We start from the raw sequence: 17,994 nt of genomic DNA, 5'->3' as shown, positions 1-17,994 counted from the left end.
ACGCCGTCGGGAACCCCACCGCCACAGAAACGGACCACCGTGACCCAGCCCCCTCGCGACGACGAGCCCACCACCCCCGAGCCCGGCGACGGCGCGCCGCACAACCACGGCCGCATCGAGCAGGTCGACCTGCAGCTGGAGATGCAGCGCAGCTACCTCGACTACGCGATGAGCGTGATCGTGGGCCGCGCGCTGCCCGAGGTGCGCGACGGCCTCAAGCCCGTGCACCGCCGCGTGCTCTATGCGATGTACGACGGCGGCTACCGTCCGGACTCGGCGTTCTCCAAGTGCACGCGCGTCGTCGGCGACGTCATGGGCAACTACCACCCGCACGGCGACAGCGCGATCTACGACACCCTCGTGCGCCTCGTGCAGCCGTGGACGCTGCGCTACCCGCTGGTGGCGGGGCAGGGCAACTTCGGCTCGGCCGGCGACGACGCCGCTGCCGCGCCGCGGTACACCGAGTGCCGGATGGCGCCCCTGGCCATGGAGATGGTCCGGGACATCGACAAGAACACCGTCGACTTCGACTGGAACTACGACGGCCGCACGCGCGAGCCGGTCGTGCTGCCGGCACGCTTCCCGAACCTGCTGGTGAACGGAAGCGCCGGCATTGCCGTGGGCATGGCGACGAACATCCCGCCGCACAACCTGCGCGAGGTCGCGTCCGGGGCCCAGTGGTTCCTGGAGAACCCCGAGGCGACCAACAACGAGCTGCTCGCGGCGCTCATGCTGCGCATCAAGGGCCCGGACTTCCCCACGGGTGCGCAGATCCTCGGCGTCAAGGGCATCGAGGACGCCTACCGCACGGGTCGCGGCTCGATCACGATGCGCGCCGTCGTCGAGGTGGAGGAGCTGCAGGGCCGGCAGTGCCTCGTCGTCACCGAGCTGCCCTACCAGGTCAACCCCGACCGGCTCGCCGCCAAGATCGCCGAGCTGGTCCGCGAGGGCAAGGTCTCCGGGATCGCCGACCTCCGGGACGAGACCTCCGGTCGCGCCGGCCAGCGCCTCGTCATCGTGCTCAAGCGCGACGCCGTCGCGAAGGTCGTGCTCAACAACCTCTACAAGCACACGCAGCTGCAGGAGACGTTCGGCGCGAACATGCTCGCGCTCGTCGACGGCGTGCCGCGCACCCTCAGCCTCGACGCGTTCATCCGGCACTGGGTCGACCACCAGGTCGAGGTCGTCGTGCGGCGCACGCAGTACCTGCTGGACGCCGCCGAGAAGCGGATCCACATCCTGCGCGGGCTGCTCAAGGCGCTCGACGCCCTGGACGACGTCATCGCGCTGATCCGGCGCTCGCCGTCGGCGGACGAGGCCCGCACGGGCCTCATGGAGCTGCTCGACATCGACGAGGTGCAGGCCACCGCGATCCTCGACATGCAGTTGCGCCGCCTCGCCGCGCTCGAGCGCGCGCGGATCCTCGCCGACTTCCAGGCGCTCGAGTCCGAGATCCTCGAGTACCAGGCGATCCTCGCGAGCCCGGCGCGCCAGCGCACCGTGGTGTCGGAGGAGCTCGCGGCGATCGTGGACAAGTACGGCGACGACCGCCGCACCACGATCCTGCCGTTCGACGGCGAGATGAACGTCGAGGACCTCATCCCGGTCGAGGACATCGTCGTGACCATCACCCGTGGCGGCTACGCCAAGCGCACCCGCACCGACGCCTACCGTGCGCAGCGCCGGGGCGGCAAGGGCGTGCGCGGCGCACAGCTGCGCGAGGACGACGTCGTGGAGCACTTCTTCGTCACGACGACGCACTCCTGGCTGCTCTTCTTCACCAACCTCGGCCGGGTGTACCGCGCCAAGGGCTACGAGCTGCCCGAGGGCGGCCGCGACGCGAAGGGCCAGCACGTCGCGAACCTGCTCGCGTTCCAGCCGGGGGAGGAGATCGCCCAGGTCCTCACCATCTCCGGCTACGACGCCGCGGACTACCTCGTGCTCGCCACGCGCCGCGGCCTCGTGAAGAAGACCCGCCTGGCGGAGTACGACTCCGCCCGCACGGGCGGCGTCATCGCGATCAACCTGCGCACGGACTCGGGCGGCGAGGTGGACGAGGTCGTGTCGGCTCGCCTCGCGAACGCGGACGACGACCTGCTGCTCGTGTCGCGCGAGGGCCAGTCGATCCGGTTCACCGCCGACGACGACGCGCTGCGCCCGATGGCGCGGGCGACGTCGGGCGTGACCGGGATGAAGTTCCGGGCCGAGGACGAGCTGCTCGCGATGGACGTGGTGCGCGAGGGTGCCGCGCTGTTCACGGTCACCGAGGGCGGCTTCGCCAAGCGCACGCTGCTGTCGGAGTACCGGCTGCAGGGCCGCGGTGGTCTGGGGATCAAGGTCGCGAACGTCGTCGAGGCGCGCGGCCACCTGGTCGGCGCGCTCGTCACCGACGAGGCCGACGAGGTGCTCGTCATCATGGAGCGCGGCAAGGTGGTGCGCTCCGCGGTGGCCGAGGTCAACCTCACCGGCCGCAACACCCAGGGCGTCACGTTCGCCAAACCGGACGACGGCGACCGCATCATCGCCGTCGCGCTCGGTGAGCGGGCCGAGGTCGTGGAGGCCGAGGCGCCCGACGGCGAGGCGCCCGACGGCGAGGCGGTGGACGCGCCCGGCGCGGTGCGTGAGGATTCGGTGCAGGCTGCCGACGGCTCCACGCCGTCGCCGGAGGCGGCCGGGACCGATGGCGTAGCGTCGGCACCGACCGTTGCCGCGCCTGCTGGGACCGCCCTGACCGAGGAGCCCGCCGGCGCGGACGATGACGAGGAAGAGACGCGATGAGCCAGCCCACGTCCGGCCCCACCACCGGTGACGCCCCGACGGCGACCACCCCCGTGCGCACGTCCGCCAAGCAGAGCGTGCGCTCGGGTCCCGTGAGCGGGACCCTCGAGGCCGACCCGGCGACTGCGCCCGCGTCGTCGTCGACCACGAGCGACCGGTCGACCGGCGACCGCTCGACGGCCACGTCGTCGACCGGGTCGCGGCCCGCGCCCAAGCCGGCGCCCCGACCGGCTCCCGGCGGCCCGCGCCGGGTGCGCCTGTCGGTCTCCCGGGTGGACCCGTGGTCGGTCATGAAGCTCGGCTTCCTGCTGTCCGTGGCGCTCGGCATCGTGACGGTCGTCGCGGCCGCCGTCGCCTGGAAGGTCGTCGACTCGATGGGCGTGTTCGCCGACCTCGAGTCGCTCTTCACCGACCTGGACGCCACGAAGCAGTTCGGCGTCGTGCTGGAGTACCTGCGGCTGAAGAACGTGATGTCGCTCGCCACCGTGGTCGCGATCATCAACGTCGCGCTCATCACGGCGCTGACCACGCTCGGCGCCTTCATCTACAACATCGTGGCCGCGCTCGTGGGCGGGCTGCACATGACGCTGACGGACGACTGAGGTTCGCTGCGCCGTCGCGCGCGTGCTGTCGTCGAGGGCCGGCCACCGATGCGGTGGCCGGCCCTCGACGTCTCCGCGCGTGCGCACGGCCCTCGACGTCTCCGCGCGTGCGCACGGGCCTGGCGGGAGGTCTTGTCGGCGGAAGGGTGCGGGCGCAGGCTGGGGCCATGAGCGACGACGGCGAGCCCCTGTTCCGCGCGACGGCCGCCGTGCTGGACGCCCCCGATCCCGAGGCGCTCGCGCGCTTCTACGGCGAGCTGCTCGGGTGGACGGTCACCGTCGCCGACCCGACGTGGGTGACGGTCCGTCCGCCGTCGGGGATGGGGCTGTCGGTCCAGCGCGAGGAGCGGTACGTCGCGCCGGTCTGGCCCGCGGGTGAGGGCGACCAGCAGATGCAGCTGCACCTCGACGTCGAGGTGACGGACCTGGCGCGCGGCGTGGAGCGGGCGCTCGCGCTCGGTGCACGGCTGGCCGAGTGGCAGCCGCAGGAGGACGTGCGCGTGCTGCTGGACCCGGTGGGGCACCCGTTCTGCCTGTGGATCGAGACCTGACCGGTGCCGGGCGGGCCCGGGCGCGGCCGTCGATCCGGGAGCCCATCGCCGTCCTACGCGGCGCTCCGTGACGCCACAGCGACTGTCCGTTCCGCCACAGCGACTGACCCGCGAGCTCGGGCCGGCCGCCGTTGCGTCGGCGCTGGTCAGCGAGCGTCGAGCTCCGCCGACCCCGCGACGAGTCGCTCTCGCGTCACGCAGAGTCGCTCTGGCGTCACGGGGCTCGAGCGCGGCCCAGCCTCGCTCGCGCCTCCCACGAGCCCTCGGTTTGGGGAGCGGGCCCGGAGTGGGGTAATCTCGACCGGCGCGTGCGGCAGATGTCGAGCACGCCACGGGCCTATAGCTCAGTCGGTTAGAGCGCTTCCCTGATAAGGAAGAGGTCCCGCGTTCGAGTCGCGGTAGGCCCACACTCTCCCCTCCAGGAGGTCACGATGAAGCGTCTGCTCGTGCTGGCGGCCCTTGCCGGCCTCGGGTACCTGGTCTGGCGTGAGGTCTCGGCCGAGCAGGCCGAGCGCGACCTGTGGCGAGAGGTCACCGACCCGGTCGAGTGACGATCCACCGGCCCACCTCGGGCCGACGGGGCCTTGGCGCAATTGGTAGCGCACCTGCTTTGCAAGCAGGGGGTTAGGGGTTCGAGTCCCCTAGGCTCCACCCAAAGTGTCTTGCGGGAACACGCGACATCGGAAGATGTGGAGTGTTCCCGTTTGGTCTTCTTGCCTTCGGCTGCTTCGTTGATGATCGTTGCGAAGGGTTCCGCGAGGTGCGGGCGTAGTTGCTCGTCTTCGGTGATCTCGAGGCGCGTGTAGAACGCCTGGTTTGCGAGCCTCCGGTCGGCATCGCCGGATCGAGCGTAGGCATGTTGCGCGTTGGTCAGGAGCCGGAGTGAGTCGTGAAGGAACGCCCGCTTTCCGGTGTGCTTCTCATCGTGTTCATTGAGACGCTGCTCGATGTCTGTTAGGCCCGTGCGGATGCGGTCCTGGTGCCGTTTCAGCGTGGGTAGGTCGATTGCGTCAGCGAAGTGCGCGGCGAGGAGCTTGTCGGACTCGGCTTCAAGCCTGGCCCGGTTCGCCGTCAGATCAGCAAGTTTCTGATCCCTGCCCGAACTCCGCTTGTCGAACGCCGAGTCGACCTCGGCGGCAAGGTGGCGGTAGTCATCTTCGCTGATCGTGATGTTGGCGTAGGAGTCCGCTACGAGCCGTTCCGCGACCTGCACGGGCACGGCACGGCGGGTGCAGGTGGTCTTCTTCGCAGCCCGGCCTGAGCAGACGAAGTAGGCGTACGTCGTGCCGCGCGGGTTGGTCGCGAAGTCGAGCAGCATTCTCGACCCGCAGGTTCCGCAGTGCAGCAGCCCTTTCAAGTGGTGGGCGTGCTGGACGTGTCGGGTTGCGTGCGCGTTGCGCGCCTTCAACAGCGATTGCACCTGATCGAACAGAGCGGGCTCCACGATGGGCTCGTGCGGGCCAGGGTGAAGTGCTCCCTTGTAGCGGATGACTCCGGCATAGTAAGGGTTCGTCAACACCCGGTAGAGGGCATTCTTCCCCAGCGGCTTCGACGGACGCTTTGGCGACGGCACCGACACCAGGCCTCGCGCCGTGAGGTCGCGGAGCAGCGCAGTCACGGAACCCTCGCCCTTGGCGTACTGCTCGAACGCCCACGCGATCAGTGGGGCACGTTCGGGATCGACCTTGACTGTGCGCACCTCGCGGCCTTGTTCGTCGGTCCGGCGGACGTTAAGGTAGCCGACCGGTGCGCGCATCGGGGTGCCGCCCTGCGCGGCCTTCTGCGACAGGCCCTTGGTGACTTCGGTGGCGAGGTTGCGGCTGTAGAACTCCGCAATCGAGGACATGATGCCGTGGACGAGCATCCCCGAAGGCGTCTGGTCGATGGACTCCGTCGCCGACACGAGCGTGACACCTGCGCTGATGAGAGCTTCGTGAATCTTCACGTCGTCGGCGCGGTTGCGGGCGAGCCGGTCGAGCTTGTGCACGATGCAGAACTGCACCCGCGACGCGGCGATGAACGCCAGCATGTCCTGTAGCCCGTCGCGATCCGCTGAGCGCGCTGATTCTCCGGCGTCGATGAACTCGCGCACGATCCGCGCGCCCAGCTCGTCGGCCTTCCTCGCGTTGGCCTCGCGCTGGGCGGGGATCGAGAAGCCTTCCTCGGTGCCGCCGCGCTCGGCCTGCTCCCGCGTCGAGACGCGGAGGTAGGACACAGCCAGCATGACAGGGGTCTCGGCGGCCCGCTCGGACGTCGTGGTGTCGAGTGTCGCGGTGCTCATGGTGGGCCTCCTTGCCGGGGTGCTTCTTGGTGTCGATCCTCTCGCGCACCCCTGACAGAACGAAGAACTCAGTGGCGCGCAGACGCCAGGTCCTCGGGCGGTGGAAGCCCGTAGGGGTCGGGTTCGCCGTTCACCCAGGCGCGGTGACGAGCCTCGGCGATGCCCAGCACCCACTCGATCAGCGTGCCGAGGTCAGGCTCCTCGCGCCGCGTCACCCGCAGCCTCAGATTCCTCTCGTCGCCTCGCATGCCAGGCAGGTGCACGGGCCTCCACACGATGCACACCTTCGCCCGTCCGCCCGTCTCCACTTTGAGGTCACACGCATCTTGCAGATCGAGGACTGGACACTTACGTCGGTGACGAAACCCGACGTACCGTAGAACATGGCCACCAAACGCTACGACCCCTCAGCGACCGACTTCAACGGTCGCTACTCCCGCTGGGTCGCCGCGCTCGAATCGGGCGACGAGGCCGAGCTACTCGAAGCGACCCTGGCGCTCCCGACCCTGAACAGGCGCGTACTCAAGAAACTTGCCGCGGTCGATCGGGACGAACCTGACTCCACGGTGCGGGCGGAGCGGAAGCGCGTGATCGTGCTGCTCAGCGAGATCAACGCCAACCGGGCTGCACGGCTCCGTGAACGGAAGCAGGCGGAGCAGCGCCGTCGCGACCGAACCGTCCGGGTCGAACGTCGGGTCGAGCTGCCAACCACCTGCGCCAGGTGCGGCACCAAGCTCAAGGAAGTGAAGCCCACAGGCAGGCCGCGCCTGTACTGCTCGCCCGCCTGCCGGAAGGCCGCCTACGAAGACCGTCGCGCCCACCGAGACGGTGCGGTGAAGGTGCAGGTAGTCGAGAAGGTCGTCACCGAGGTGCGGGAGCGCCGCATCGAGGTACCTCATCCGAGGAGCGACTGCATCGATGCCGTGCTCTACGACAACGATGCTCTCGTCCAGGCCATGTGGGTGCTGATCGACAACGTCGCTGACCAGAACTACGAAGCGTTCAGCCCGGCTCAGTCACGGTTCTGGGATTTCTACAACAACGTCGAAGTCCTCTACGAGGCGCTCGTGAAGCGTGCAGCAGCCGATGACCGTCGCCCTGCTGCGCCCGACGAGTCGACGCTGAGGAACAAACACAGGCGCAACATGCAGCTCATGACCCGGCGGCATCCGCCGATGGGGAGCGATTGACCAGTAGCGCTCGGCGTGCTCCCCGGTCGCTGTCGGTGGTCCCAGATACGATGAGAGCGTGTTGGCGACAGACCTCCTAGGCATCGCCGAGGTCGAGCGAGTCACCGCCCTCGGCGGTCTCGACGCGCGCACGCAGAGCGACCTGGGACAGTTCTTCACCCCCGCTGCCGCCGCTCAACTGATCGCCTCCCTGCCGAGCCTGCCATCGACCGGCACACTGCGCGTGCTCGATCCTGGAGCCGGCTCCGGCATGCTCACCGCAGCTTTGGTGCGCCGCGTGTTGGCAGAACAGCCGGAGCTGTCGGTAGAGATCGTCGCGATTGAACGCGATCCTGCCGTGCTGCCACACCTTCAGGCAACCCTCGCCGAGTGTGAGCGCGCTGGGGAAGGTCGAGTAGTGGCCGAGTCTGTAGAGGCGGACTTCATTCTCGATTCCACTGGCTTGGATGCCTCACTCAATCTGGAAGCGCAGTTCGATCTAGTGATCGAGAACCCGCCTTACGGAAAGCTGGCGGTGTCAAGTTCACACCGAACCGCCATGCGGGCGGCTGGAGTCGATGCTCCGAACCTCTACGCTGCGTTCCTTGCCCTATCTGTCGCAGCACTGCGGCCCGGCGGGCAGATCGTCGCGATCACACCCAGATCATTCTTCAACGGCCCGTACTTCGGAGCGTTCCGCGCCCACCTGCTCGACTCGATCGCGCTCGACCGGGTACACGTGTTCGACTCCCGCTCTACCGTCTTCGCCGACACGGGTGTACTCCAGGAGAACGTCATCTTCTGCGGAACTCGGGGAGCCGCTCCCGGTGTCGTTGAACTCTCGGTGAGCCGCGACCATACCGACGACATCGCCTCTCGCGTCGTTCCCTACAACGACGTGGTCTTTCCTGATGATCCCAACCGATTCATTCGGCTGGCGACCGACGCAGACGACACCATGGTTGCCGAACTGGTGCTGGCTCAGCCTTGCACACTGACGGACATTGGTGTTCAGGTCTCGACCGGCCGGGTAGTGGACTTCCGTTCACGCCAGGCGCTTAGCGGCGTCGAACTGCCTGGCGCGGTTCCGCTGATTTATCCTGGCAATCTCCGTGACGGCGGAGTGCTCTGGCCGCGACCAATTCGCAAGCCACAGTGGTTCCAACCGACCAGTGACAAGGATCGGGCAATGCTTTTGCCGGAGGGCTGGTACACCGTCGTCAAGCGATTCAGTGCGAAGGAAGAGCGCCGACGGATCGTGGCATCAGTCTGGTCACCCAACGACAACCCTGGTGAAGTAGCTTTCGAGAACCACCTCAACGTGTTCCACATCGGAGGTCGCGGGCTGGACGAAGAGCTCGCAAGAGGCCTCGCTGTCTGGCTCAACTCATCCGTGATCGATAAGTTCTTCCGCACCTTCTCGGGCCATACGCAGGTCAACGCCACCGACCTGCGCACTTTACGGTTCCCTGCCATCGAGACCTTGCGTTGTCTCGGGAAGAACTCCGTCGTGTCGCAGAAGGAGGTCGACTCGCTTGTGAAGGAGCTGATCGCAGCATGAGCGAGCTGAGCAACGACGCCTACGAACGAGTCGAAGACGCCCGTATCGCCCTGGAGACGCTCGGCATGGATGCGGAGCGCAGCAACGAGCGTTCCGCGCTCGTGCTCCTGGCCCTCCTGCGGCTCACACCCGCTGAGTCATGGGCAGATGCAGCCAACCCGATGCTCGGAACCCGGGCGATCATGGACTTCATCCGCGACGAGTACGGCAAGGACTACGCGCCGAACACTCGTGAGACCGTCCGCCGGTTCACGCTCCACCAGTTCGTGGAAGCACAACTCGTCGTCCAGAACCCTGACGAGCCGCAACGCCCCGTGAACTCGCCCAAGTGGAACTACCAGGTCACAGGAGAGGCGCTGGACGTGTTGCGCGCCTACGGCACCGACGCCTGGCAATCTACAACCGACCGATACCTTGCTGACCTGCCCGGCCTCAAAGCACGCTACGCGGCCGCGCGCGAGATGGATCGCATCCCGCTGACACTCCCGGACGGCTCGATCTTCACCCTGACGCCCGGCGGGCAGAACGTGCTCCTCAAAGCCATGGTCGAAGACTTCTGCCCGCGCTTCACGCCCGGTGGGCAAGTGCTCTACATCGGCGATGCTGGCGACAAGTGGGCACTCTTCGAACGAGAGACGCTGTCCTCGCTCAACGTCGAGGTCGACGAGCACGGCAAGATGCCCGACCTCGTCATCTACCTCCCCGACCGCAACTGGCTCGTGCTCCTGGAAGCAGCAAGCTCACACGGCCCCGTCGACTCGAAACGCCAAGCCGAACTCGCCGACCTGTTCGCACAGTCAACGGCAGGCCTTGTCTACGTCTCGTGCTTCCCCGACCGGGCAGAGTTCCGCAAGTACGTCGACAAGATCGCCTGGGAATCCGAAGTCTGGTGCGCCGACCACCCGACCCACATGATCCACTACAACGGCGAACGCTTCCTCGGACCGTACGCTTGACATGTCGGTTGCAGATTCACCAATGCCAATCAACTACCCCGGCTGGGGATGAGATGTTCCTGCACGCTCCTTGCCCACAACGACTAGAGAACCTGTCACAAGGGCATCCCCTCTACGGACTCGATCTGCGAACGCTGAGTGACGAGCGGCTTGCGGACGCGGGCGCGCGTGCGATCATCCCAGATTGGGCGAGCGTGTGGCACCACCTTGACCACCAGAACACTGCACATAGTGAGATTGCGAATCTGGCGAGTTCGATCTTGCGACGAGTCACCCGAGTCATCGTGTGGAGCACCCGGCTTGCGCGGCTAACTGAGGACAGCGACTTCTCGCTTGACCGATTGGACGAACTTCTCGAAGCAACGACGCTAACCTACATCCAGATGGTCGGAGCGTTCGACGCCATTGCGATCATCAACGGGCTTCTCAGCGGCCAGACCAACTATCCGGCAATGGCGTGGCAGCGCAGGCGCTTCCGTGATTCAGTCCGTCTAGTCGCACCCCGCGCAGCGGAGCTCATGGACGACGGGACACCTGGCGATCTTTACTTCCAGGCAATTCGGGCTTTCCGCAACACCATCCATAAGCGCATGCCAGACGTCGGTACTTCAGCGCCCCACCAAGGAGACCCAGCTCACACTAAGGCAATCCTGACGCTCGAGTCGAATGGGCACCGAGAGATCATCGACACATTCACCGCTGCGGGCTGGACGAAGTTTGTTGGCATTGACCTTGCAGGACCGGACTGGCTATTCCTTCGACCGGAAACTGCTGTGAATCTCTTGAAAGCCGAGGGCATTCCTCTCCTCAATGAGCTTCTTGCTGCGACGCCAGCGGATCGCCTCGGCCCCGCACGATTCGCGCTGGATGACGATGCGACGCTGTACCCGCGGCAGATGCAAGACTACGCGCTTGAGTATCTTCATCTCGGACATCTCGTCCCGAAACCCCGTTAGTTGGACCGCGTCTTCGCCCAGATCGTGCCGCGGTGAACGCCGAAGCGGCGCGCCAATGTGGTCACGCTGACACCGGCAGCTCGGGCTGTTCGCATAGCGTCCACTTCGCTCTCCGTGAGCCGTGTTCGAGGTCGCTTCTTTGGTGGCTCTTCGGACATCCGGTGGGGGTCAGGGGGTGAGTCCGCCGGCGGCGAGGAGCATGCGTAGTCGGTAGTTGTCGCGGTTGCGGTAGCCGCGGGCGAGGCGGCGTGCGAGTTCGATGATCCCGTTGAATCTCCTATGTATGTCAAGCAGCCGCCGCAGGTGTGATCGTGGCGTTGAGTTGCCTGTAGATCTGACGGGCGAGGTAGCGCTTGAGCGAGCGGCGGATCTCGCGCGGGGTGCGCCCCTGCGCGGTGCGCTTGTCGACGTAGGCGCGGGTCTCGGGGTCCATGCGCATGCGGGTGACGACGGCCATGTGCAGGGCGCGGTTGAGGCGTCGGTCGCCGCCGCGGTTGATACGGTGTCGAACGGTGTTGCCGGATGAGGCCGGGATGGGGTTGACGCCGGCCAGGCTGGCGAAGGCGGCTTCGGAGCGGATCCGGCCGGGGTGCGACCACGCAGCGTAGGCGATCGCGGCGGTGACGGGTCCGATGCCCGGCTGGTCCAGCAGGCCCGCGGCGGGGCTCTCGTTCAACAGGGCGGTCATCTGGCGGGTGAGGTCGCCCAGCTCCCTGTCGGCTGTGCGGACACGCTTGGCGAGGCGGACGGCCTCGGCGCGGGCGACGCCGATGGAGAGCTCCTCGGCGCGGGCGCGCCACGCGGCGATCTCGCTGATCCGGCCGGTGTTGAGGGTGCCTCGGGCATCGATCCCCAGGTCGACGACCCGCAGCAGCGCGATCAGGGCGTTGATCGCGGCGGTGCGCTCGTTGGTGATGTGGTCGCGGGAGGCGATCAGGATCCGCAGGGCGGCCCGGGCTCCCTCGTCGGTGCGCGGCAGACGCAGCTGGGTGTGGTCGAGCGGGAGGGCTGCTTGAGCGATCCGGCGAGCGTCCAGGGGGTCGGACTTGCCCACGCCGCGGTTGGCGCGAGCGTTCATCCGTGGTGCCTCGGCCACGGCGTACCCAGCATCGGCAGCTGCACGCGCCAGGCGGGCGCCGTAGGTGCCGACGCCCTCGATGACCCAGAGCGCGTCGAGGTCCGCGCCGGTGCGGCGTGCGACCCAGGCGACGGCACGGGCAAGGCCGGCAGTCGTCGCTGGGAACTGTGCCTCATCGAGGACCTCTCCGGTCGGGCAGGCCAGCACGGCGAGTGCATGGGTTCGGGCGTGGGCGTCTACGCCGATGACGAATGGGCGGGTGTGCGCGACGATCGACATGGTGATCGACGTTCCTTCCTCGTGACGGGGATGTGATGTCTCGGTCGCCAAGCGGCCGGCACCGGCCCGGGTAGAGGTCACGTCGGGGCATATCTGTGATGGGCCACGACCCCGTGAATCTAGATGGGGTCGGACAGTCTCCTGATCAGGTCACCGAGGTGGGCCGGACGGTGCCGGCCGCGCTTCCCAGCGTGGACAATTCAACGGAAGAGCACCGCCGAAGCGGGCCAATTGCTTCGAGAGTCACACGCTGTTCAGCGCGACCGGAACCATCCTGACCAGCCGGTCCCGGACCAGCCAGGTAGACACTCACAGATGGCTTCGGTGCCGCCGTTGTTCGCGCGGCCGGTGGTGAAGTAGGCCAGGAACGCCTCGCGCCATCTGCGCAGGGTGCGTCCCAGTCGCGCGATCTCCGGGATTGGGCAGGTGTGGAAGGTGGTCAGGGTCTGCTCGGCCAGTGCCCGGCCGTGGGTGGTGTCCCTGGTGCGGTAGGCGGCTCGGAGGTCCTGGGCGCAGCGCCAGGCGATGTAGACCTCTTGGTGAGCGTCATTGGCCTCGATCGCGGCCGCGAGGCGGTTGAGCTGCTTGTCGGTGAGGTTCTCTGCCCCGGCTCGCAGCAGGCGCTGGATGCCGTAGAGCGGGTCGCCCTTGCGGCCACGATGCCCGGTGGTGTCTTGCTGGACCCTTCGTCGGACCTCGTCCACGGCCTGGGTGCCGAGCTTCACGACGTGGAAGGCGTCCAGGACCGCGACGGCGTCGGCGAGCTCGTCATCGATCGCGCTCTTGTAGCCTCCGAACGGATCCAGTGCCGCGACACCGATCCCGGCCCGGAATGCTTCTCCTCGTTGGGTGAGCCAGTCGGCGTAGGCCTTCTTCGACCGGCCCGGCACCAGGTCCAGCAGTCGGGCGTGAGGGCGGCCGTTCTCGTCGCGGGTCAGGTCGACCATCCCGGTCAGCTCCTTGGGGCCCTTCCTGCGGGGGTCGCCGTGGTGCCAGATGTGCTCATCGACCCCGAGCGAGGTGACCCCGGCGAACCGGGACTCATCAGCTGCCAGCCGCTCCAGCTCGGGCCTGATCGCGAGCCAGGCCGTCTTCCACGCGATCCCGAGCTGGCGTCCCAGCCCGCTGATCGTGGCGTGCTCACGCCGGAGCTGCTCGATCGCCCACCCGATCGCGCGGGTCGTGACCGATCCCCGCGCCGGGACCAGACTCGGGACCTGCTCGCTGAACATCCCGCGCGGGCACCCGAGATCAGGGCAGCGCCACAATCGTTGCCGCCAGAGCAGCTCCACGCGTGCCCCGGCGTGGGGAACATCGTGAAGGCGCCGCATCCGACGGCCGCGGCTCGCAGCCACGACAGCGCAGTCGGGACAGCCCATCAGACGCCACGGCGTCGAGACCGTCACCGCGAGCAGGTCTGCCTCGCGCTCCACCGCCTCGACCTGCACGCCCGGCAAGCCGAGCAGCACGTCACAGCGCGAGCATGGACCCGTGGTCGCGGGTGCCGCAGGGCACCCCGTAGCGTTGGTCAACGTCGAGGTCTCCGGAACGAACAGTTGCTTGGTCGCTACTGATCATCGGGGACCTCGACCACCTACCCCCGGACTACCGCGCCGACACCCCATCTCCCCACCGGATGTCCGAAGAGCCTCTTTGGTTCCGCCGACACCCCGATCAGCGGGTCGTCAGCCTCGCCGTCGGCCTCGGCATCCCCGCGAACGCCTCGACTCCACGCGGAAACGAGCCTCAACCCGTGGTCGCCTGTTCCCGCAACGCTCCATTGCTTCCACCCTTCTCTTCTCCGTCGCGCGAGCTCGACAGCCGCGGACGATGCCTCGGAGCCAGCCGCCGGGCGTGCTCGTCCGCCCGGGGTCACGACTCCCGTCGGTCCGGCGGCACCAGCGATTCGCCAAGCCCGGCCATCCGCAGCCGTCGTCGCGCACGGTGCGCGGCACGGGCCCGGCCCAGCAGCAGGAGCAGCTCCTCGCGCCGGCGCGAGCGCTGCTCATCGAGCGTGGGCAGCGCGGCGGGCCCGATCGGCGCGATGCTCGACGCCGGATCCTCGGTGGTCGTCATCGATCTCCCTCCGCACGTGGCCCGGCGGTCGACGGATGTCGTCCGGCCACACCCACTACGTGCCGTCAGCACTCCGGTTCGATACACCGGGGACCCGAAATGTGACACAGCTCACATCCAGCGGCGGGAGGCCACGCCGTCGCCTCTCCTATCCAGGCGACAGACACGCGCACGACGGCGAACGCCCCGCTCCGGAGGGAGCGGGGCGTTCGCGGATGGTGCGTCGGGCGAGGGCGTCAGCCCTCGGAGGAGGGCTCGCCGTCGCCCTCGGTGGACTTGCGGCGACGCGACCGGCTCGGCGGCTGCTCGCCGTCGCCCGTCTCGCCCTCGCTCGCGGAGTCGTCACCGGTCGAACCCTCGACGCCCTCGGCGGCCTCCTCGGTGATCGCCTCGGCCTCGGCGACGGCGTCCTCGGCGGCCGAAGCCGCGTCGGAGTCGGCCACCGCGTCGGCGACCTGCTCGGCGCCGGACTCGGCCTCCGCCTCCGCCTCGGCGACGGCGTCGACGAGCGCGTCGACGGCCTCGGACTCCGAGACGTCGCCGGAGTCGGCGTCCTCCCAGTACTCCTCGGCCCACGGGTCGTCGAGCGGCTGGGTGCGGCGCCACACGAGGTAGCCGGCGGCGGCGGTCGCGGCGCCCGCCGCGATCCAGCCGAGCGTCTTGCCCACGCCGTGGGTCTTGCGCGCGGGCTCACCGGCGGCGGCGACCTTCGCGGCCAGCTCCTCGGCCTTGCCGGAGAGCGCCGAGGCGGCGTCGCCGGCCTTGCCCGACAGTGCCGCGGCGGCGTCGTCCAGCTTCGCGGAGGCGGCGCCGGCCGCACCCTCGGTGGCCTCGGCGGCGGCGCGGGCGGCGTCCTGCATCGCGGCGACGATCTTCGGGATGATGATCTCGACGAGCGCGTCGTGCGCGGAGTCGGTGGCGACCTTGGTCTTGACGGCGGCGACGTCGGCGAGACCGGACGCCTTGGAGGCGGCGGTCTCCACCTTCGGCGCGGCGGCCTGGACGCCCTGGCGCCAGGCCTGCTCGATGCGCGGGGCGGCCCAGCCGACCGCGGCCTCGATGCGCGGTGTCGCCCACTCCACGCCCTGCTCGGCCAGCGCCTTCGCCTGACGGCCTGCTTCGTTGACCTGCTCGCGGACCTCGTCGGGATCGACGTGAACCTTACGTCCCATGTGGCTGCTCCTTGCTGGTCGAGCGTGTGGTGCGGGCGAGGAGACGCCCGCGGTACGCGTTCCGCGCGGGTGTGCGCGTGTCGTCTATCGTGCCACCCCACCTGCGCGCGTGCACACGGGAGGCGCCGCAGGACGCTCCCCCGTCGGGGACCCCGACGTGGGCACTGCCGCCCGGACCACGCTCCCGCACGCACCCACCGTCCTCCCTGAGGTCGTCGCCCGCCTCACCCGGAGGAAGAGTCTGGGAGAATCGCAGGATGCACGCGATCATTCACACGTCCGCAGGCGACATCACGGTCGAGCTCCTGCCGCACCACGCCCCGAAGACGGTCCGCAACTTCACGGCCCTGGCCACGGGCGCCAAGGAGTGGACCGACCCGGCGACGGGCCAGCGCACCAGCCGTCCGCTCTACGACGGCACGATCTTCCACCGGGTCATCCCCGACTTCATGATCCAGGGCGGCGACCCCCTCGGGTCCGGCCGTGGCGGCCCGGGCTACACGTTCGACGACGAGATCCACCCCGAGCTCACCTTCCGCGACCCGTACCTGCTCGCCATGGCGAACGCCGGTAAGGACCGGTTCACCGGCAAGGGCACGAACGGGTCCCAGTTCTTCATCACCACCGTCGCGACGCCCTGGCTGCAGGGCAAACACTCCATCTTCGGCAAGGTGACGGACGAGGCGAGCCGCGCCGTCGTCGACTCGATCGAGTCCGCGACCACGGGCCCCGGCGACAAGCCCGTCAAGGACGTCGTCATCTCCAGCATCGACATCGTCGAGGACTGACGCGCGGATGAGCGCGACCGGCGGCCCGCCCGGCGGCTACGGCCGGCCGTACCCCTCGGGCGGGGCCGCGGGCGGCTGGGGCCTGCCGGGCCAGCCCGGCCAGCCCGGCCAGCCCGGCCAGCCCGGCCAGCCCGCTGCCGGCCAGCCGGTCTGCCCGCGCCACCCCGACCGCGTCTCGTACGTGACGTGCCAGCGCTGCGGCCGGCCGGTCTGCGCCGAGTGCCAGCGACCAGCGACGGTCGGCGTGCACTGCGTGGACTGCGTGCGCGAGGCCGCCCGCAACCGGCCCGTCGCCCGCACCGTCTTCGGCGGGGTCTCCCGCCCGGGCCGGCTGGTCGTGACGCTCACGATCATCGTGGCGTGCACCGCGCTGGAGCTCCTGCGCTACCTCGCGCCGGACGTGTATGCGGAGGTCTTCCGACAGCTCGTGTTCGCGCCGCGGTTCGGGCTCACCGACCCGTACCGCTTCCTCACCGCCACGCTGCTGCACGGCGGGATCCTGCACCTCGCGTTCAACATGTACGCCCTGTGGCTGATGGGCACCCAGCTCGAGCCGGCCCTCGGCCGCCTGCGCTTCGCCACCCTCTACGTGCTGTCCGCCCTCGGCGGGACGGTCGGCTACCTCGTGATCGCGGGCCCGAACGCGCCGGCCGTCGTGGGTGCGTCGGGCGCGGTCTTCGGGCTGTTCGCCGCGTTCGCGGTGCTGCTGCGTCGCCTGGGCCGGGACGCCCGCGGCATCCTCGTCGTCATCGCGCTCAACCTCGTGCTGGGGTTCGTGGTCGCAGGCGTCGCGTGGCAGGCCCACCTCGGCGGGCTGGTCGTCGGCGCGGTCCTCGGCCTGATCTTCGGGTACCTGCCCGTGCAGCGCACGCCACGATCGTCCACGCGCCCGACGGCGAACCAGCCCGGCGCTCTCGCCTCACCTCGTGCGTCGCTCACCTCGGGTGCCACGCTCCAGTGGCTCGCCGTCGCCGGGGTGGCCGTGGTCCTGGTCGCCGTCGCCGTGCTCGTCTCGGGCTGACGCGCGTCCGTTCTCGCGCCGGCCTCGCGATCTGACGGACTGTGGGGCGAGGCGCACCGGCCGACCACGGACCCCCTCTGTCCACAGGGATGTCCCCATCCTGGGGAGAATCACATCCGTGTAGTTCTCCCCAGGTTCGTCCCCAGCTGGGGACGAACGCGTGTGTGGAAGGGCGTCAGCGCCAGCGCATCGTCATGCCGAAGCCGACGAGGATGAGGCCGAAGCCCACGCCGAGGTTCCACGAGCCGAGCGCTGGGATCGGGTAGCGCGAGCTCGAGACGTACGTGACCACGACCCACACCAGGCCCAGCACGAGCAGCGTGACGAACGTCGGCACGAACCACGGCGGGTTGGGCTTCTCGGCTCCGGGCGCGAGGGGCAGCGGCGCGGGCTTGGCCGCCTTCTTGCGGGTGCGCGACTCGGGCACTTCGTACTCCTGGGGTCGGGCGGCCGTGGACGGCCGTCGGGACGGGGCGAGGGGCGCGCGCACGGGCTCTCGACGAGCGCTCGCACGCGGTGGTCCGCGCAGACCACCAGGGTAGCCCGCGCCGCCCCGGACGGCGCCGTGCACCGCTGCTCAGGGCCGTGTCGCAGCCGTGTCCGGGCCGTGCCGGAGCCGTCTCGGTGCGGTCTCGGAGCCGCACGGTGACGAGACCGCAGCCCGACCCGTCCGCGGGGGCGCACCGTACACTGGACGGGTCGTCGGGGGGCTCGGAGGTGGTGCGC

17 protein-coding genes, 2 tRNA genes and 1 pseudogene are annotated in these 17,994 nt (G+C 69.0%); 13 read left to right on the top strand and 7 right to left on the bottom strand.

All coding sequences use genetic code 11. The features are described 5' to 3' along the window. Positions 1–141: 141 nt before the first annotated feature. The 7 genes from gyrA to AC3AQ1_RS08785 all read left to right on the top strand — a co-directional run bounded on the left by gyrA (position 142) and on the right by AC3AQ1_RS08785 (position 5,192). Positions 142–2,778: a DNA gyrase subunit A gene (gene gyrA / locus AC3AQ1_RS08815; RefSeq protein ID WP_108720099.1), complete on the top strand. Its 2,637-nt coding sequence runs from the start codon at positions 142–144 to the stop codon at positions 2,776–2,778. Then, on the top strand, positions 2,775–3,380 hold the full coding sequence (locus tag AC3AQ1_RS08810) for a DUF3566 domain-containing protein (protein ID WP_108718672.1): 606 nt from the start codon (positions 2,775–2,777) through the stop codon (positions 3,378–3,380). Before gyrA ends, AC3AQ1_RS08810 begins: the two co-directional genes overlap by 4 nt. Positions 3,381–3,547: 167 nt before the next feature. Beyond that, the gene (locus AC3AQ1_RS08805) at positions 3,548–3,931 is read left to right on the top strand and encodes a VOC family protein (RefSeq protein ID WP_108718671.1); all 384 of its coding nucleotides are present in this window, start codon (positions 3,548–3,550) and stop codon (positions 3,929–3,931) included. 333 nt (positions 3,932–4,264) lie between these two features. Beyond that, positions 4,265–4,338: transfer RNA gene (locus AC3AQ1_RS08800), tRNA-Ile, on the top strand. A 24-nt stretch (positions 4,339–4,362) separates the two neighbouring features. Beyond that, positions 4,363–4,482 (top strand): DLW-39 family protein, encoded by a 120-nt coding sequence (locus AC3AQ1_RS08795; protein WP_218975294.1) that lies wholly within the window; start codon positions 4,363–4,365, stop codon positions 4,480–4,482. Positions 4,483–4,509: 27 nt separating this feature from the next. Continuing rightward, positions 4,510–4,582, top strand: a tRNA-Ala gene (locus tag AC3AQ1_RS08790). 367 nt (positions 4,583–4,949) lie between these two features. Then, complete coding sequence (locus tag AC3AQ1_RS08785) at positions 4,950–5,192, top strand: hypothetical protein (RefSeq protein WP_234417435.1); 243 nt, start codon at positions 4,950–4,952, stop codon at positions 5,190–5,192. On the opposite strand, the pseudogene AC3AQ1_RS08780 reads toward AC3AQ1_RS08785, so the two are convergent. Next, positions 5,175–6,155 (bottom strand): annotated as a pseudogene (locus AC3AQ1_RS08780) (recombinase family protein); the annotation flags it as partial. The gene AC3AQ1_RS08785 and the pseudogene AC3AQ1_RS08780 sit on opposite strands and share 18 nt — an antisense overlap. 125 nt (positions 6,156–6,280) lie before the next feature. Next, on the bottom strand, positions 6,281–6,427 hold the full coding sequence (locus AC3AQ1_RS08775; protein WP_159096463.1) for a hypothetical protein: 147 nt from the start codon (positions 6,425–6,427) through the stop codon (positions 6,281–6,283). Between the two features lie 168 nt (positions 6,428–6,595). Between AC3AQ1_RS08775 and AC3AQ1_RS08770 the strand changes: the two genes are divergently transcribed. Genes AC3AQ1_RS08770 through AC3AQ1_RS08755 form a run of 4 tightly spaced genes read left to right on the top strand, consistent with a single transcriptional unit; the run spans position 6,596 to position 10,854 of the window. Then, entirely contained in the window at positions 6,596–7,402 is an 807-nt protein-coding gene (locus AC3AQ1_RS08770; RefSeq protein WP_108718670.1) for a hypothetical protein, read from the top strand. Positions 7,403–7,460: 58 nt separating this feature from the next. Then, positions 7,461–8,942 carry an Eco57I restriction-modification methylase domain-containing protein gene (locus AC3AQ1_RS08765; RefSeq protein WP_108718669.1) on the top strand — a complete coding sequence of 494 codons (1,482 nt, stop codon included), beginning with the start codon at positions 7,461–7,463 and terminating at the stop codon, positions 8,940–8,942. Beyond that, positions 8,939–9,898, top strand: coding sequence for a BsuBI/PstI family type II restriction endonuclease (locus AC3AQ1_RS08760; protein ID WP_108718668.1), 960 nt, complete (start codon positions 8,939–8,941; stop codon positions 9,896–9,898). Before AC3AQ1_RS08765 ends, AC3AQ1_RS08760 begins: the two co-directional genes overlap by 4 nt. Before the next feature lie 53 nt (positions 9,899–9,951). Then, on the top strand, positions 9,952–10,854 hold the full coding sequence (locus tag AC3AQ1_RS08755; protein ID WP_159096462.1) for a hypothetical protein: 903 nt from the start codon (positions 9,952–9,954) through the stop codon (positions 10,852–10,854). A gap of 286 nt (positions 10,855–11,140) precedes the next feature. Here AC3AQ1_RS08755 and AC3AQ1_RS08750 read toward each other — a convergent pair whose 3' ends face one another. The 4 genes from AC3AQ1_RS08750 to AC3AQ1_RS08735 form a co-directional block, all read right to left on the bottom strand. Then, a complete protein-coding gene (locus AC3AQ1_RS08750) occupies positions 11,141–12,211 on the bottom strand; it encodes an IS110 family RNA-guided transposase (RefSeq protein WP_106817779.1) in 1,071 nt (356 codons plus the stop codon). A 254-nt stretch (positions 12,212–12,465) separates the two neighbouring features. Beyond that, a complete protein-coding gene (locus AC3AQ1_RS08745) occupies positions 12,466–13,743 on the bottom strand; it encodes an ISL3 family transposase (RefSeq protein ID WP_108718667.1) in 1,278 nt (425 codons plus the stop codon). Positions 13,744–14,083: 340 nt separating this feature from the next. Continuing rightward, positions 14,084–14,287, bottom strand: a complete 204-nt coding sequence (locus tag AC3AQ1_RS08740; RefSeq protein ID WP_108718666.1) for a hypothetical protein — start codon at positions 14,285–14,287, stop codon at positions 14,084–14,086. 236 nt (positions 14,288–14,523) lie between these two features. Beyond that, entirely contained in the window at positions 14,524–15,459 is a 936-nt protein-coding gene (locus AC3AQ1_RS08735) for a hypothetical protein (RefSeq protein WP_159096461.1), read from the bottom strand. A 257-nt stretch (positions 15,460–15,716) separates the two neighbouring features. On the opposite strand from AC3AQ1_RS08735, the gene AC3AQ1_RS08730 reads away from it, so the two are divergent. Together AC3AQ1_RS08730 and AC3AQ1_RS08725 are read left to right on the top strand one after the other, a co-directional pair. Beyond that, complete coding sequence (locus AC3AQ1_RS08730; protein WP_108718665.1) at positions 15,717–16,247, top strand: peptidylprolyl isomerase; 531 nt, start codon at positions 15,717–15,719, stop codon at positions 16,245–16,247. 7 nt (positions 16,248–16,254) lie between these two features. Beyond that, entirely contained in the window at positions 16,255–17,268 is a 1,014-nt protein-coding gene (locus AC3AQ1_RS08725) for a rhomboid family intramembrane serine protease (RefSeq protein ID WP_108718664.1), read from the top strand. A 175-nt stretch (positions 17,269–17,443) separates the two neighbouring features. Here the strand turns inward: AC3AQ1_RS08725 and AC3AQ1_RS08720 are convergent, their stop codons facing one another. Next, the gene (locus AC3AQ1_RS08720; protein WP_108718663.1) at positions 17,444–17,695 is read right to left on the bottom strand and encodes a cell division protein CrgA; all 252 of its coding nucleotides are present in this window, start codon (positions 17,693–17,695) and stop codon (positions 17,444–17,446) included. Between the last annotated feature and the right edge of the window lie 299 nt (positions 17,696–17,994).

This window comes from Miniimonas sp. S16 (genome assembly GCF_057748195.1).
Note: the sequence above shows the minus strand (reverse complement) of the source record. Positions and strands in the feature narration are given on the sequence as shown.